We start from the raw sequence: 14,187 nt of genomic DNA on the forward strand, positions 1-14,187 counted from the left end.
CCCGAGAATCCCTAGGAGTCCTTGACATGGCGAAACCTGGCGATTCACCGCTCCACGCACCCGAAGCCGCCGAGTTGCGCAGGCGCCTCGGAACACTGCTCACGACGCGCGGGCCGTCCGGCTACGAAGCCGAACCGGTGCGTGCCTGGGTCGAGCTCGCCGCGGAGTTCGCGAAGGTACGCATCGATCCGCTCGGCAGCGGGCACGCGGTGGTGAACCCGGGCGGCACTCCCCGGATCACCCTGATCGGGCACATCGACGAAATAGGGCTCAGTGTCAGTCATATCGACGAGGCGGGCAGGCTTTGGGTGGTCGGCATCGGGTGCTGGGACGCCGCGATCCTTTACGGCCAGCATGTCGCGGTACTCACCGAAAGTGGCAAGGTGCCGGGTGTGATCGGCACGGCGCCGCCGCACCTGAACGACGGAAACTCGTCGCCGAAGATCGAGGGTGCGTGGATCGACATCGGCGCCACCGGCCGGAGCGACGCGGAAGCGGTGATCTCGGTCGGTGACCCGGTGGTACTCGGCGCCGCTCCGGCAGACCTGCGGAACGGCCGGATCGCCGCGCCGGCGCTGGACAACCGGCTCGGCGCGCTGGCCGTCCTGGAAGTGGCACGCGCGGCGGCGGCCGCGTCGGTCACCGCGGAGGTGGTCGCGGTGGCGAGCGTGCGCGAGGAAACCAGCTATCACGGCGCGATGGGCGCGGTGCACGCGATCGAACCGGATTTCGCGCTCGCGGTGGACACCACGTTCGCCAGCGACGTTCCAGTGGCGGGGATCGAGCGCAGGACAGGCGAGCACCGGCTCGGGTCCGGCCCGGTGATCGGGCGCGGTGCCGTCACCGACGAACGTGTCGCGCGCGCCCTGCGCACGCTGGCCGAAGACCTCGAAATCCCTTACACGATCGAAGCCTACGGCGGCGAAAGCGGGTCCGACGCCGACGCGATGGCGGCCGTCGGGGCCGGGATCCGCTGTGGTGTCGTCGCTCTGCCGATCCGGCACATGCACAGTGCCGGCGAGGTGGCCGATCTCGCCGACCTGATCGGCACGATCGACCTCGTCACCGCGTTCTGCCTGGCGGGAGGGGCGGAATGAGCACCAGAGCACGGACGGGAGTGGCCTGCTCGTCCCGCGCCGGCACCGTGACCGGGGTGGCACGACGGAACGAGCCCGGCCGCGTGCTGCTGGACGCCATCTGGTCGGACGACAGCCGGCTGACGCTGTTGCAGCTCGAGGCGCTCTACGCGGTGGCCAACGAAGGCTCCTTCGCGGCCGCCGCGGCGACACTCGGCTGCACCCAGCCCGCGGTGAGCCAGCGGATCGCCTCGATCGAGCGACGGCTCGGCGTCGTGCTGGTACGCCGGGTGTCCGGACAGCGGCAGGTGCGGCTGACCGAGGCCGGCACCACCCTGGTCAACGCCGCCGAACAGGTCCAGGTCATCCTGCGCACCGCGACCCGACAGATCGAGGATCTCCGGGACGGCAAGGAGCCTGCCGTCCGGATCGGCGTGTTCTCCAGTGTCGCCGTGCGGGTGATGCCGCTGGTGCTGGCCGCGATCAACGCGCACCGCGTGCCGTGCCGGGTCAAACTGGTCGAGGTCGATGACGACGTCCGGCTGCAGGAACTGCTGCGGTTCGGGGAAATCGACCTCGCGTTCGTCATCTTCCCCCTGCAGAGCGGCCGGGCGCACGGCCTCGAACTGTTCGACGACCCGTTCATCCTGCTGGCGCCGAGGCGATCGCCGCTGGCGTCGCTGCCCCGGCTACGACCGGTGGACCTGCGCGGCCTGCCCATGGTGTGCCTCACCAGCGAAAAGTACGAGGTCGCCGCCGAGCTTCGCCGGCAGGGCGTCGAGCCGAACTGGGTGTTCGACACCGACAAGATCCACGTCGTCGAACCACTTGTCGCAGCGGACGTCGGCTATTCGATCGTGCCGCAACTGGCTCTGGGCCAGCGGCACCCCGATGTGGTGCGGTTCTCGCTCAGTGAAATCGTCGCGCCGAGGGAGATCGGCATCGCCTGGCCACCGCATCACCCCCGGCTCGGCCCGCTGCTGCGGGTCGCCGACGTGATCCGTGCGGTGTGCGCCAGCCCGGCCGACATCCTGCCGCCGATCGACCAGCCGGGCAGGCTGCCCGCTACCGGCCGATCCGCGTCAACGCACGAAAACCGCACGGACCGCGGCCAGGTCACGATCACCGAGACCGGCGTCCGCGGCGCGGTCGTAGATCTGCTGGAGTGCCGCGAGGAGTAGCTCGGGCAGGCCCGCGGAGGCCGCGGCGGAAGCGGCTGGGGGAACTCGTCGGCTGGACCGCGACCCGGTTGTCGCATCAGCTCGCGAGGATGCGGATGCGAGGCTTCGTCGACCGGGCAGCCGCAGGGCGCGGCCGCCTGATGACGATCTCCCTCACCGACGTGGAACGGCGAACCTACGAATCGGCGCTGCCCGTGCACGCGCGTTCCGTTCGCGCGCACTTCCTCCGGCACTTCGACGCGGCGACCATCGAAAACGGGCTGCCCTTCATCCGTGACGACGACGGTTCCGGGCAATGAACACGAGCGCGGAACAGAAGGGGTGTCGGCACGCCAAGCACCGCAGCGCCCGTGGCGGATCAATCCTCTGTGGACGACGCCGTCCCCCGGCCTTCAGCTTCTCTCGTCCGTGTCGATCCGCTGGGTACCGACGACGGCGAGCAGGTCGAGGGCGTCGGCGCTTTCGGTGCCGAGCGCCGGGGTGAACCAGAGCAGGCGCTGGCGGCCGTCCTCGCTGAACAGGTTGAGGCAGTTGACTTCGATCAGGCCGAGCGTCGGATGGACGAGGCGTTTGCGGTCGTCCCTGCGGAAGGCGACGTCGTGCTCGGCCCAGAGGTCGGCGAACTCGGCCGAGCGCCCCACCAGTTCGTCGATCATCGTGCCGGCCTCGGTGTCCTTGGCGTCGCGGCGAGCCGCGGCGGCGCGCAGGTCGGCGGCGAAGGCGCGGGACTGCGCCGGGTGGTCCTCCTCCGGATACAGGCGCCGGGCTTCGGGCTCGGTGAACCAGCGGTAGACGAAGCTGGCACGCCTGCCGCGGTGACCGGACTGGTCGCCGAGCAGCGCGACGGCGAGCGGGTTCTGGACGAGGGTCACGTGCAGGTCGGTGATGACCTGAGCGGGCGTCGACGTCAGCCGGGTGAGCAGGTCCAGCATGCCGGGGTGGACGTGCGCAGCGGCCCCGGTCCGCACCGGGACGGGGCGATCGGCGAGATGAAAGAGATGGTCGCGCTCGTCGTGGGTGAGCCGCAGGGCGCGCGCGAGCGCGGCGAGCATCTGTTCCGAGGGCTGCGAGCCCGCGCCACGTTCGAGCTCGTTGTAGTAGTCGACCGAAGCACCGGCCAGCTGGGCGACCTCCTCACGGCGCAGCCCGACGACCCGCCGCCGTGGCCCGGCCGCCAGGCCGACGTCCTCGGGGCGGATGCGCTCGCGCCGGGAACGCAGGAAGACACCCAGCTCGACGTACTTGGGGGAAGGCATGCGTCCAGTGTGCGCCCGACCGGGCCACGCGACACAGGGGATGACATCCCCTGGCTGACCGCGACGGGAACGCGCATCGTGGTCGTCATGATCACTACCGACACCACTCCCGCGACCCGACGGGTCGCCATCGTGACCGGCGGCTCCCGCGGCATCGGCCGCGCCGTCTCCGAGAAGCTCGCCGCCGACGGACTGGCCGTGGCCGTGAACTACGCCGGCAACACCGCCGCCGCCGACGCGACGGTCGCCGCGATCACGGCGGCGGGCGGCACAGCCATCGCGGTCAAGGCCGACGTCGCCGACGAGACCGCGGTGGCCGCGCTCTTCGATCGCACCGAAGCCGAGTTCGGCGGCGTCGACGTCGTCGTGAACTCCGCCGGGCGGCTGGCGCTCTCCACGATCGCGGACCTCGATCTCAGCGTGCTCGACGCGGTACACCGCACCAACATCCGCGGCACCTTCGTGGTGGCCCAGCAGGCCGCCCGGCGCCTGCGCCCCGGCGGCTCCTTCGTCGGGTTCTCCACCACGATCGTCGGTACGCAGTTCCCCACCTACGGCGCTTACGCCGCCAGCAAGGCCGCGATCGAGGGCCTCACGCTGATCCTGGCCCGCGAGCTGCGCGGGCGCGACGTCACCGTCAACACCGTCGCACCCGGCCCGACCGCCACCGAGCTGTTCCTGGACGGCAAAACCCCGGAGCAGGTCGACGCGCTCGCGAAAACACCGCCGCTGGAGCGCCTCGGCACCCCCGGGGACATCGCGAACGTCGTCGCCTTCCTGGCCGGCCCGGCCGGCCATTGGGTCAACGGGCAGACGCTGCGCGCGAACGGCGGCATGGCCTGATACCCGGCCGCCGCGCTCCGAACCGACAGGCACGACCCCGGCAAGAGAGGAATCCATCATGCCCTTCGCCAACCTCAAGGTGCCCGCCGGCACGCTGACCGCCGAGTCCAAGAAGAAGCTGCAGGACGCGGTGACGGACGCGTTCGCCGACGTCTACGGCGAACGCGCACGACCCACCACGCTGGTGATCGTCGAAGAGATCACCGAGAACGGCTGGAGCCTCGGCGGCACGATCCTCACCGAAGAGTTGCTCGGCCGCAGCTAGTTTCCGGCACGCCGGGCGATCCCACCGGACGAGTCCCTCCACTGTGGACAGAGCGGGTCCTCGGCGCTACGCGCTCGCGGTGCCGCGCAGGGCCGGGCCGATTTCGACGGCGTCGGTGACCATCGGGTACCACGCGGCGGTCAGCACGTGCACCGGACCCGGCACGAGATCGTCCAGCCGCAACGCGGCGCGCAGGTCCAGCAGTGTCGGCGAGGTACCGCCGGGCAGGAGGCCGGCGGCGCAGCCGGCGCGGAGCCGCTCCCGGTGGGCGGCGAGGCCGTCGGGCACGAGCTGTCCGCCGTGCAGGCGCAAAGTGGTGGTGGCGGCGTCGAGCAGGCCCGCGGTCCAGGAGAGCACGCTCCTGCCGAGCACCGGATCGGCTGCCGTCTGATGCCGCGCCTGGGCGTGGTAGATGCCGTGCGCCCCGGTCGAGGGCTCGATCCACGCGAAGTCCTCGGGACACCGCCATCGCCGGGCCCAGCTGCGGCTCAGCTCCTCGATGCGGAATTCACCCGGCGGGAGCCGGTGATCCCCGGCGAGCTGACGCAGCAGCTCGGTCAGAAAAACCATGGCCAGGCCGTGGACCTGCCTGCCATCGACGCCGCGGGGCAGAACGCCGGGATGGTCCCGGACCTCGAGGTCCGAACGAGGCCCGGCGCGATACCAGACGACCAGCCCGCCCGCCCACGCCTCGGCCGCCTGAACCAGGCTGATCCCGGCCGCCTTGCGGAAACGGAGTGTGGTGTCGGCGACCCGCGTGTTGCACTCGGCCCGTGCGACGTCCTGATCGACACGGCCCGTCTCGTGGCACCCGGTCACCATGCCGATCCGTCCCCCGTCCCAGCCGGTCACGCTCCGGTACGTCGTGTCCGGCGAGCTGTGGTCCGGACGCAGAGCAGACCGATGGTACGCCCTCACGGGGGTGTCGTCTCGGCCGAACGGCCGATCCCGCCACTTCGGCGGGAAGATTTACTCCGATCAGGCAAAGGGGGTGGCCGCCCCGGGCCAGTCCTCTGTGGACAGGTTCGGTCAGTCCGTGGTCTTCCGCGCCACCCCGCCGTAGAGCTGCGCGTTGGCGTGCGGATCGTCGGAGACGTCGCCCCGCCCGCCCGGTCGCCACAGCGCGCAGCCGACCAGCCCCGGCTCGATCATCGCGAAGTCCCCGAACATCGCCTCGACCTGGTGGTAGCCGCGCGTGGTCGCCTGGTCGTGGCCCCTCGCCCGGTTGAACGTGCCGACCGCGCTGTTGATCCGGTCGCTGTCCTGCGCGCTGACCAGATGCGAGATCGCCAGGTAGCTGCCTGCCGGAATGCGGCGCCGGTACCGCGCGAGGAGCGCCTGCGGATCGCTTTCGTCGGGAATCCAGTGCAGCAGCGCCACCATCAGCAGGCCGATCGGCTCGTCCATGCGCAGCAGCCTGCGCGCCTGCGGGCTGTCGAAGATCCCGTCCGGATCCGTGAAATCCGCGTGCACGATGGCCGCGTTTTCGTTGTCGCGCAGGAGTATCTCGCTGTGGGCGACGGCGATCGGGTCACGGTCCACATAGACCACCCGGCACCGGGGATCGATCCCCTCGGCGACCTGGTGCACGTTGCCCACGGTCGGGATGCCCGAGCCGATGTCGAGGAACTGCCGGACGCCGAGCTCCATCAGCGCGCGGACGACCCGGCCGAGGAAAGCGCGATTGACCCTGGCGACGTCCCGGATGCCGGGCATGATCCTCTCGGCCATCGCCGCGGCGTCCCGGTCGGCCTGGAAATTGTGCGCGCCCCCCAGCAGATAGTCGTAGGTCCGGGAGCCGCTCGGCGTCGTCGTGTCGATTCCGGGAGGGACCCAGTCCTCGTCCTGACGTGGCGTCGTCACCGCATACCTCTCTCAGCTCGGGACGAAAAGCCTACTCACTCCTCCGCGCCCACGGCTGGTCCATCGGTGTGACGACACGTCAGCCGATGGGGTGCTGTTGTAATGCACCGTTCGGCGCCTAAGGTGGCACACCTCCTTTCAGAGGCCGAGGAGAGGGAAATGAACGTCCCGGTCGCGCCGGACCGCTGGATCCTTCTGGGGCACACCCCGTCGATGTTGCGCCATCGCGTCGGGTTCACCTCTTCCCTGCGCGCGCACGGCGATGTCGTGCGCATCTTCCTCGGCCCGCTGGAAACGTATTTCCTGACCAGCCCGGAACTGGTGAATCGCGTACTCGTCACCGAGGGCACCAGCTTCTCGAAAGGCATTGTCTTCGACCGTTTCCGGCCGTTCATGGGAAACGGGCTCGTCATGTCGGAGGGCGCGTTCCATCTGCGGCAGCGCAGGCTGGTGCAACCCGCCTTCCACAGTGCCCGGCTCGCCGCGTACGCCGGCACGATGGTGCGGGTCACCTCGGAACTGACGGGCACCTGGCGCGCGGGCGAGGTCCGCCGGCTGGACGCCGACATGCAGCGGCTGGCCATCACCGTGGTCGGGGAGACGCTCTTCAGCACCGAGCTGGGACGGCGTGCCATCGCGGAGGCACGCCGGTCGATCCCGGTAGTGCTCAAGGAGGGGATGATCCGGGCGCTGTCGCCGAAGTTCCTCGAACACGTCCCGATCGTCCCCGCCAACCGGCGGTTCGACCGGGCCGTCGAGCGGCTCCGGGGAATCGTGCAGGAGGTCATCACCGCTTGGCGCGCCACCGGAGAGGATCACGGTGACCTGCTGTCCCTGCTGATGCTGGCCAGGGACGAGGACACCGGTGAGAGCATGACCGACCGCCAGGTCTACGACGAGGTGATCACGCTGCTCACCGCGGGCAGCGAAACCAGCGCCGTCGCACTGGCCTGGCTCTTCCACGAACTGGCCGGGAACCCTGCCGTCGAGCGGCGGGCACGGGCCGAGATCGACCAGGTGCTGGCCGGCCGCGCGGCGACCTTCGCGGACGTCGCGAAGCTCGAATACCTCCGCCGGGTCGTCAACGAGGTCCTGCGGATGTACCCGATCTGGATCCTCATGCGACGGGCGCTGAAGGACGTCGAACTCGGTGGCGTGCGGTTGCCCGCGGGCACGGAGGTCATGTTCAGCCCGTATTCCCTGCATTTCGACCCGAGGTTCCACGAAGACCCGGACCGGTTCGATCCCGATCGCTGGCTGCCCGAACGGGCCGCGCGCATCCCGAAGGGCGCGTACGTCCCGTTCGGCGCGGGTGGCCGGCAGTGCATCGGGAAAGCCTTCGCCCACACCGAAATCACGCTCGTCGCCGCCACCATCCTGGCCGGCTGGGACGTGGTCCCGGTTCCGGGTGTGCCGGTGCGCACCACGGTCACCTCGGCCGCCTATCCCACCCGGCTGCCGATGACGGTGACACCGCGGCGGACACAGTGATCGACATCGAAAACTGAAAACACTATTTCATTTCGGAGGTAATTTTCCGTGAACGAATCCCGCACGGGGACGAAACGTGCCTCGAGCCGTCGCTGGCGTGCCGCCGCTCTCACGGTGGTGGCACTCGGGTTCCTGCTGGTGCCCGCGCCCGCCAGGGCCGACGGCGCGAGCTGTCAGGAGCTGTACTTCCCGGTGACGCTCGTGACGCTCCCGCAGACGATGCACGCCACCCTGTGCGTCCCGCCCGGCGGTGCGAACACGGTGCAGGTGCTCGTTCCCGGTGGCACGTACAACAGTTCGTACTGGGACATCGGGTACGAGCCGGAGATCCGGTCGTACCGCCTGGCGATGAACAACGCCGGATACGCCACCCTCGCACTGGACCGGCTCGGTACCGGGCGCAGCACCACGCCGCCGAGCGCGGTACTGACGACGATCACCGAAGCCGCCGTGGTGCACCAGGTGATCCAGGCCGTCCGGTCCGGTGCGCAGGGGCCGGGATTCGGCAAGGTCATCCTCGGCGGGCACTCGTTCGGCTCCGGCACCGCGAGCATCGAAGCGGCCACCTTCCACGACGTCGACGCCGTGCTGGTGACCGGTCTGGCACACCGGTTGAACCTCGTGGGCACGACCGCGGTCTTCGCCGCCACCTACCCTGCGGCGCTCGACCCCCGGTTCTCCGGAAGCGGCTACGACGTCGGCTACCTGACCACGCAGCCGGGTACGCGGTACTCGATCTTCCACACGCCGGGGCCGAACGTGGACGGCGCGATCGCCTTCGACGAGGCGACGAGGGACACCTCGGCGTACGAACAGGCCGCGGACCTCTTCCCGATCGGCATCATCGCCCCCTACTCGCTGTTGATCGACAAGCCGGTCATGATCGCGCTGGGTCAGGACACGGTCTTCTGCGGGCTGCTGGCCACCGACTGCTCGTCCGCCGCCGGGATCAGGAACTCCGAGGCGCCGTACTACAGCCCCGGCGCGGATTTGACCACCTACGCGCTGCAGGGCTACGGGCACGCGATCAACTACGCGCCCAACGCGCCCGACTACTTCCAGGCCGTCATAGCGTGGGCCGACCGCGAGGTGGGCCACTGACGCATCAGCGGACACGTCCTTCCAGGACATCGCCGGCGGCGCGGGACCCGGACGATTGACGAGCGCGGAACCGGGTACCCGCCCAGCGAATCCGGAGCGACGCGCCCGAAGGAGGGATCCATGCTGGCCGACCACGAACGAAAGGCACTCGACGGGATCGAATCGGAGCTGGCGGCGACCGACCCCGCCCTGGCCGCGTCGCTCCGCCACGGAGTGCACAGCGAGGCGTGGCGCTGGAAGGTCGTCGAGGCGCTCGCGGTCGTGACGACGGTGCTCATGATCGCCGTCGGGGTGTTCAGTGGCCACGCCTCGCTGATCGTGGCGGGTGTACTCGGCACCAGCGCGCTGCTCGGCCTGCGCTTGCTGCACCGCCGCGCCGCGGTCGCGCCCGAAAGTCCACAGTAGACGCTCCCGGCCGGCTGGCACGCGAAGAAACCTGACCGCCACGCCCGCCGGGGCCACGTGGGCCGGTCCCGAAGATCGTGACCGTCTACACGCGACAGGACACATCGGACGCATCCACTGCTCTTCGGTCAGGTCCTCCGGTTTGTCGACGGGACACTGCGTCGCCACGTTGTTGACCAGGATGTCGAGCCCGTGCAGCTGGCGCACGGTCTGCTCGACCACGTCGCGGCAGTGCCGCCCGCCCGCCAGGTCGCCGGGCAGCAGCAGGCACTGCCTGCCCTCGGCCCGGACCCGGTGCGCGGTGGCCTCGGCGTCCTCGTGTTCGTTCAAGTACGCGATCGCGATGTCCGCGCCCTCCTTGGCGAACGCGATCGCCACCGCCCTGCCGATCCCCGAATCGCCGCCGGTGATCAGCGCACGGAGCCCACGAAGCAGGCCACGGCCCTCGTAGTCCTCCATCATGTCGCGCGGCCTCGGGTCCATTTCGGCGGTCGTGCCCGGCGGTTCCTGCTGTTGCGGCGGGCGGATCCTCTCGGCCATGTGTCGCTCCCTTCAGAGCAGGTAACGCGTCACCCCGCAGCCCCTGTCCATCGCGTCTCCGCGAGCCGTGGCGGGCAGCACGCCGGTTTCCCGGGCAAAGGACCCGGCAAACCCGGTGAATAGCACCGCTGCCAGGGGGTAACCGGGATTTCGACGGAACGGAGGTGTCGTATGGACCAGCAGCACAGGGAAGAACAGCGGAAGGCCGACGCCGAGCGGCGACCCGAGCACGACAGCGGTTCACCACAGGAGCGACGTCAGGTGCTCAGGGGTGAGCAGGGGACGTCCGCGGGTGATCCACACGACGACACCGACCCGCAGTCGGGCTGAGCACTGCGGCAGTCCCCGGGAACCCGAGCGGATTTCCCCGACACGTCAGGGTTCGCCTCGACCGGAGCGGGTATCCCGCTGCTTCCGAACCGACAACCGACTGGAGCGTTCATGACCACCACGCGCCACGACACCGACCTGGTTTCGGTGATCACGGAGGACCATCGCGCCGTCGAGCGCGTGTTCACCGAACTCGAAACCGGCACGAGCAGCCCGGAGCAGCGCAAGGACCTCACCGACCACGTCATCGCCGAACTCGTCCGGCATTCGGTCGCCGAGGAGCAGTTCATGTACCCCGCGGCGAGGAAACACCTGCCGGACGGGGACGAGCTGGCCGATCACGAACTCGCCGAACACGCCGAGGCCGAGTCCGTGATGAAGGAACTCGAGAGCAAGAAGCCCGACGACCCCCGGTTCGAGGAGCTCCTCGGCAAGCTCATCGCCGACATCCGGCACCACGTGGACGAGGAGGAATCCGACCTCCTGCCGAAACTGCAGGCCGCCTGCTCGCCGGAGGAGCTCGCCGACCTCGGGCAGAAGGTGTTGCGTGCCAAGAAGATCGCGCCCACCCGGCCGCACCCCGCTGCCCCCGACCGGCCGCCGGCGAACCTGATCCTCGCGCCGGGCACGGCGTTCGTGGACAAGATCCGCGACGCGCTCTCCGGCCGCCGGACCTGACCATCCACAGTGGACGCGATCTGGCCGCCGACGGTATCGGCGGCCAGATCGCGTGCTAGACGTCAAGAGGGCAGGCCGGGCAGCAGGGGCGGGCCGCGATCAGGTCAGTCGCCGTCGGCCGCGGTGAGTTCGTCGCGCAGGGTGCGCAGGGTGTCCGACAACAGCCGGGAGACGTGCATCTGGGACAGCCCGACCCGCGCGGCGATCTGCGACTGCGTCATGTTGCCGTAGAAGCGCATGATCAGGATCGACCGTTCCCGTGGCGCCAGCTTCCGCAACAGGGGCCGCAGCGCCTCGTGGTTCTCGACGCCTTCCAGATCGGGGTCGTCCTCGCCGAGCGTGTCGGCGAGGGACAGGTCCTCGGTCTCGGTGCTGACGGGACGGTCCATCGACGTGGCCTGGTAGGCGTTGCCCGCGATGAGCGCCTCGGTCACTTCCTCGATGTCGAGATCGAGGTGGTCGGCCAGTTCCTTCGCCGTCGGCGCCTTGCCCCAGCGCTGCGCCAGCGTGGTGGTCGCGCGGTTGAGCGCCAGATGGAGTTCCTTGAGCCGCCTCGGCACCCGGACCGACCAGCCCGAGTCGCGGAAGTACCGCCGGACCTCGCCCATCACGGTGGGCACGGCGAAATCCAGGAAGTCGGTGCCGCGCCCCGGCTCGAAGCGGTCGACGGCGTTGACCAGGCCCAGCCGGGCCACCTGCACGAGGTCCTCGTGCGGTTCACCACGGCGAGCGAAGCGGCGGGCGATGTGCTCGGCCAGTGGCAGGTGCTCCTCGATGAGCTGCCTGCGGAGCCGTTCCCGGCCGGCTTCCGTGGCGTCCGGTCCGTGCAGGGCCGCGAACAACGCCGCGGAGTCGCCGTAGGTGTCCCGGTGGCGCGGTCGCCGGGGCGCGGGAACGTCCTCGGTCGCTTCTGGGTGTTCGCGGGTGCGTACAGCCATAACAGTAAGTACCCGCCACGATCCGATCTCAACCAGGCAGCGATTCACCGCCACTCCGCCGACTGACCCGGCACGGACGGGGAACCCGGGAGCGACGAGACGCCGGGAGGAAGGAAACGGCCATGTCACCGACGCCGGACGTCGTGGTGGTCACCGGAGCGACCGGTGGGGTCGGCCGGGTCACCGAGGTGACCTATCTGGGCTACGTCAACGGGACGCGCTCGGCGCTGTCCCGGATGAAGCCCCGCGACCGGGGCGCCGCGCCGCCGCGCTGGCCGCGGCCGCCAAGCGCGAAGTCTCCGCGCACTGCGCGCCGAACCTCTCGGTGCACGCCGCCGCGGCGACGCCCAATTTCCGGCACATCGAATGGTTCACCGACCACGACCGCATCGAAAGCCGGTTCTTCGACGGGGCCCTCGACCCGGCGAACGGCACGGTGACCGTCGATCCCGGCGTGCCGGGACACGGTCTGCGGCTCAAGGAACCGGACGTCGAAACCTACACCGTCGCCGGCTGAACGCGAAGCAGGACAAGGAAGTGCCGATGAAACCCGACCTCGACTACCCGGACGCCATGGCCCTGCGCGGCTACGTCGAATCCGTCGCGACCGAACTCGGCGTCGAACCGTCCGCCGCCTGGAGCGAGTACGGGCCGCCGTCGGCCGCCTACATCGCGCTCGCCGAGCGTACGTCGCGCTACCCACGCCGGCTGCTCATGCTGGACTGGAGCAGTGACGGCGGCTGGGCACTGGCGCTGGAACCCCTGCGCGACGAGGACCCCATCGTGCTCGCTTCCTGGCACGACACCCTCTACCCCGCTCCCGGCACACTCGCCGCGTGGGTGCGCGAAGCCCTCGGCCACCGGGAGAAGTGCTGAGCCGTCATGGTCACACCGATCGAGGACTACGCCCCGCTGGGCGACCTGCACACCGCCGCGTTGCTCTCGCGAAGCGGTGACATCGACTGGTTGTGCTTGCCCCGCTTCGATTCTCCCGCGTGTTTCGCCGCGCTCCTGCACGACGAAAGCGCCGGAGCCTGGCAGCTCGCACCGGTCGGCGGCGGTGCCGCCCCGGGGCGAGGCACCCGACGTGATCCGCGTCGTCGAAGGCGTCACCGGATCCGTACGGATGCGAACGACCATGCGCCCGCGCTTCGGCTACGGCTCCATCGCCCCCTGGTTCCACGAACAGGACGATCAGGTCGTCGCCGTCGCGGGACCGGACGCGGTCCGGTTGCGGACGCCCGTTCCGCCGCGGATACGGGACAGCGCCGCGCACGCGGAGTTCACCGTGGCCGAGGGACGACGGCTCCCGTTCGTGCTCACCCACAGCCCCTCGCACCAGTCCCCGCCCGCGCCCGTCGACGCGGACACCGCGCTCGCCGACACCGAGAAGTTCTGGGCGGAGTGGATCGCCGCGTCCCGGTGCCGGGGCGAATGGGCGGACGCCGTCCGGCGTGCCCTGATCACCCTCAAGGCACTCACCTACGCGCCGACCGGCGGCATTCTCGCGGCGGCGCCCGCGGTCTCGTCCGTCCGAAAAGGACTACCGCGGCGGCTCAGCAGCCACCGTGCGCGCACATTCCCCGCCACAGCAGGTCGGTGAGGTTCTCCGTCTGGCGCCGCCAGTCGCCGTTCGGGTCGAGGTAGAGCAGGCCACCGAGCCCGCGCAGGACCGTCTCCGGCTCCAGATCGGCGCGGACGGTGCCCGCCTCGACGTTCGCCTTCAGCAGGGTCGCGACCGCGCCGACCATCGCCTCGTAGGCGCTCGCGGGCAGTTCGCCCCGGGACGCCGTCGCGACGCGCAGGGCGTGGGCCAGGCCCCGCTTGGTCATCATGTAGTGCGCCAGGTGGTCGGTGGTCCAGGTCCGGAAGGCCTGCTCCGGGGCGTGCTTCTCGAGCAGCCTCGGCACGACGTCGACGAGGTGGCGCACTTCGCGCTGGTAGACCGCCAGGATGAGCGCTTCCGGCGTGGGGAAATGCCGGTACACCGTGCCGACGCCGACTCCCGCCTTCTTCGCGATGGCGTTGAACGACACCTCGCCCGAACAGGCCAGCGATTCCGCCGCGGTGGTGAGGATGCGCTCGTGGTTGCGCCGGGTGTCCGCACGCCGGTGACCGACCGGCCCCGCTGATCCCGCCGCCATCGTTCCTCCTGGTGCTCCGCCTGTCCTGCAATGTAATGCACGAACCCCGCGGGACCTGGAGTAACTCCGGGTGAGA

General features: G+C 70.1%; 18 protein-coding genes and 2 pseudogenes. 14 read left to right on the forward strand and 6 right to left on the reverse strand.

Features of this window, described 5'->3' with window-relative positions; translation table 11 throughout:
* The first annotated feature begins 26 nt into the window (after positions 1-26).
* The 3 genes from ACFW0G_RS06470 to ACFW0G_RS06480 all read left to right on the forward strand — a co-directional run bounded on the left by ACFW0G_RS06470 (position 27) and on the right by ACFW0G_RS06480 (position 2,556).
* Positions 27-1,097: a hypothetical protein gene (locus ACFW0G_RS06470; RefSeq protein ID WP_378323767.1), complete on the forward strand. Its 1,071-nt coding sequence runs from the start codon at positions 27-29 to the stop codon at positions 1,095-1,097.
* A complete protein-coding gene (locus ACFW0G_RS06475) occupies positions 1,094-2,257 on the forward strand; it encodes a LysR family transcriptional regulator (RefSeq protein ID WP_378323768.1) in 1,164 nt (387 codons plus the stop codon). Before ACFW0G_RS06470 ends, ACFW0G_RS06475 begins: the two co-directional genes overlap by 4 nt.
* Before the next feature lie 95 nt (positions 2,258-2,352).
* Positions 2,353-2,556: a hypothetical protein gene (locus ACFW0G_RS06480; protein WP_378323769.1), complete on the forward strand. Its 204-nt coding sequence runs from the start codon at positions 2,353-2,355 to the stop codon at positions 2,554-2,556.
* 93 nt (positions 2,557-2,649) lie between these two features.
* Here ACFW0G_RS06480 and ACFW0G_RS06485 read toward each other — a convergent pair whose 3' ends face one another.
* Complete coding sequence (locus ACFW0G_RS06485; RefSeq protein ID WP_378323770.1) at positions 2,650-3,513, reverse strand: helix-turn-helix transcriptional regulator; 864 nt, start codon at positions 3,511-3,513, stop codon at positions 2,650-2,652.
* Positions 3,514-3,600: 87 nt separating this feature from the next.
* On the opposite strand from ACFW0G_RS06485, the gene ACFW0G_RS06490 reads away from it, so the two are divergent.
* Positions 3,601-4,356, forward strand: coding sequence for an SDR family oxidoreductase (locus tag ACFW0G_RS06490; protein WP_378323771.1), 756 nt, complete (start codon positions 3,601-3,603; stop codon positions 4,354-4,356).
* A 58-nt stretch (positions 4,357-4,414) separates the two neighbouring features.
* On the forward strand, positions 4,415-4,621 hold the full coding sequence (locus ACFW0G_RS06495; protein ID WP_378323772.1) for a tautomerase family protein: 207 nt from the start codon (positions 4,415-4,417) through the stop codon (positions 4,619-4,621).
* 66 nt (positions 4,622-4,687) lie between these two features.
* Here ACFW0G_RS06495 and ACFW0G_RS06500 read toward each other — a convergent pair whose 3' ends face one another.
* Both ACFW0G_RS06500 and ACFW0G_RS06505 read right to left on the reverse strand, forming a co-directional pair.
* Positions 4,688-5,539: a hypothetical protein gene (locus tag ACFW0G_RS06500; protein ID WP_378323773.1), complete on the reverse strand. Its 852-nt coding sequence runs from the start codon at positions 5,537-5,539 to the stop codon at positions 4,688-4,690.
* A 111-nt stretch (positions 5,540-5,650) separates the two neighbouring features.
* Positions 5,651-6,484, reverse strand: coding sequence for an SAM-dependent methyltransferase (locus tag ACFW0G_RS06505; RefSeq protein WP_378323774.1), 834 nt, complete (start codon positions 6,482-6,484; stop codon positions 5,651-5,653).
* Between the two features lie 159 nt (positions 6,485-6,643).
* On the opposite strand from ACFW0G_RS06505, the gene ACFW0G_RS06510 reads away from it, so the two are divergent.
* From ACFW0G_RS06510 to ACFW0G_RS06520, 3 genes are all read left to right on the forward strand, one after another.
* On the forward strand, positions 6,644-7,975 hold the full coding sequence (locus ACFW0G_RS06510) for a cytochrome P450 (RefSeq protein WP_378323776.1): 1,332 nt from the start codon (positions 6,644-6,646) through the stop codon (positions 7,973-7,975).
* 48 nt (positions 7,976-8,023) lie between these two features.
* The gene (locus tag ACFW0G_RS06515) at positions 8,024-9,076 is read left to right on the forward strand and encodes an alpha/beta hydrolase (protein WP_378323777.1); all 1,053 of its coding nucleotides are present in this window, start codon (positions 8,024-8,026) and stop codon (positions 9,074-9,076) included.
* Positions 9,077-9,196: 120 nt separating this feature from the next.
* On the forward strand, positions 9,197-9,481 hold the full coding sequence (locus ACFW0G_RS06520) for a DUF3040 domain-containing protein (protein WP_378323779.1): 285 nt from the start codon (positions 9,197-9,199) through the stop codon (positions 9,479-9,481).
* Positions 9,482-9,595: 114 nt separating this feature from the next.
* On the opposite strand, the pseudogene ACFW0G_RS06525 reads toward ACFW0G_RS06520, so the two are convergent.
* Positions 9,596-10,021: pseudogene (locus ACFW0G_RS06525) on the reverse strand (SDR family NAD(P)-dependent oxidoreductase); the annotation flags it as partial.
* Positions 10,022-10,192: 171 nt separating this feature from the next.
* On the opposite strand from ACFW0G_RS06525, the gene ACFW0G_RS06530 reads away from it, so the two are divergent.
* Both ACFW0G_RS06530 and ACFW0G_RS06535 read left to right on the forward strand, forming a co-directional pair.
* Positions 10,193-10,351: a hypothetical protein gene (locus ACFW0G_RS06530; RefSeq protein WP_378323780.1), complete on the forward strand. Its 159-nt coding sequence runs from the start codon at positions 10,193-10,195 to the stop codon at positions 10,349-10,351.
* Positions 10,352-10,462: 111 nt separating this feature from the next.
* Positions 10,463-11,029, forward strand: coding sequence for a hemerythrin domain-containing protein (locus ACFW0G_RS06535; RefSeq protein ID WP_378323781.1), 567 nt, complete (start codon positions 10,463-10,465; stop codon positions 11,027-11,029).
* Positions 11,030-11,133: 104 nt separating this feature from the next.
* On the opposite strand, the gene ACFW0G_RS06540 is transcribed toward ACFW0G_RS06535, so the two are convergent.
* The gene (locus tag ACFW0G_RS06540) at positions 11,134-11,967 is read right to left on the reverse strand and encodes an RNA polymerase sigma factor SigF (RefSeq protein WP_378323782.1); all 834 of its coding nucleotides are present in this window, start codon (positions 11,965-11,967) and stop codon (positions 11,134-11,136) included.
* Between ACFW0G_RS06540 and ACFW0G_RS06545 the strand changes: the two genes are divergently transcribed.
* The 4 genes and pseudogenes from ACFW0G_RS06545 to ACFW0G_RS06560 all read left to right on the forward strand — a co-directional run bounded on the left by ACFW0G_RS06545 (position 11,954) and on the right by ACFW0G_RS06560 (position 13,570).
* The gene (locus ACFW0G_RS06545; protein ID WP_378323783.1) at positions 11,954-12,484 is read left to right on the forward strand and encodes an enolase C-terminal domain-like protein; all 531 of its coding nucleotides are present in this window, start codon (positions 11,954-11,956) and stop codon (positions 12,482-12,484) included. The genes ACFW0G_RS06540 and ACFW0G_RS06545 overlap by 14 nt on opposite strands.
* A gap of 26 nt (positions 12,485-12,510) precedes the next feature.
* Positions 12,511-12,843 carry a DUF6292 family protein gene (locus ACFW0G_RS06550; RefSeq protein ID WP_378323784.1) on the forward strand — a complete coding sequence of 111 codons (333 nt, stop codon included), beginning with the start codon at positions 12,511-12,513 and terminating at the stop codon, positions 12,841-12,843.
* Between the two features lie 6 nt (positions 12,844-12,849).
* Positions 12,850-12,969: pseudogene (locus tag ACFW0G_RS06555) on the forward strand (hypothetical protein); the annotation flags it as partial.
* 124 nt (positions 12,970-13,093) lie between these two features.
* Positions 13,094-13,570: a hypothetical protein gene (locus tag ACFW0G_RS06560; RefSeq protein ID WP_378324021.1), complete on the forward strand. Its 477-nt coding sequence runs from the start codon at positions 13,094-13,096 to the stop codon at positions 13,568-13,570.
* Here the strand turns inward: ACFW0G_RS06560 and ACFW0G_RS06565 are convergent.
* The gene (locus ACFW0G_RS06565; protein WP_378323785.1) at positions 13,524-14,111 is read right to left on the reverse strand and encodes a TetR/AcrR family transcriptional regulator; all 588 of its coding nucleotides are present in this window, start codon (positions 14,109-14,111) and stop codon (positions 13,524-13,526) included. The genes ACFW0G_RS06560 and ACFW0G_RS06565 overlap by 47 nt on opposite strands.
* Positions 14,112-14,187: the final 76 nt, after the last annotated feature.

Origin of the sequence: Amycolatopsis sp. NPDC058986, from assembly GCF_042741125.1 — a bacterium.
GTDB lineage: Bacteria > Actinomycetota > Actinomycetes > Mycobacteriales > Pseudonocardiaceae > Amycolatopsis.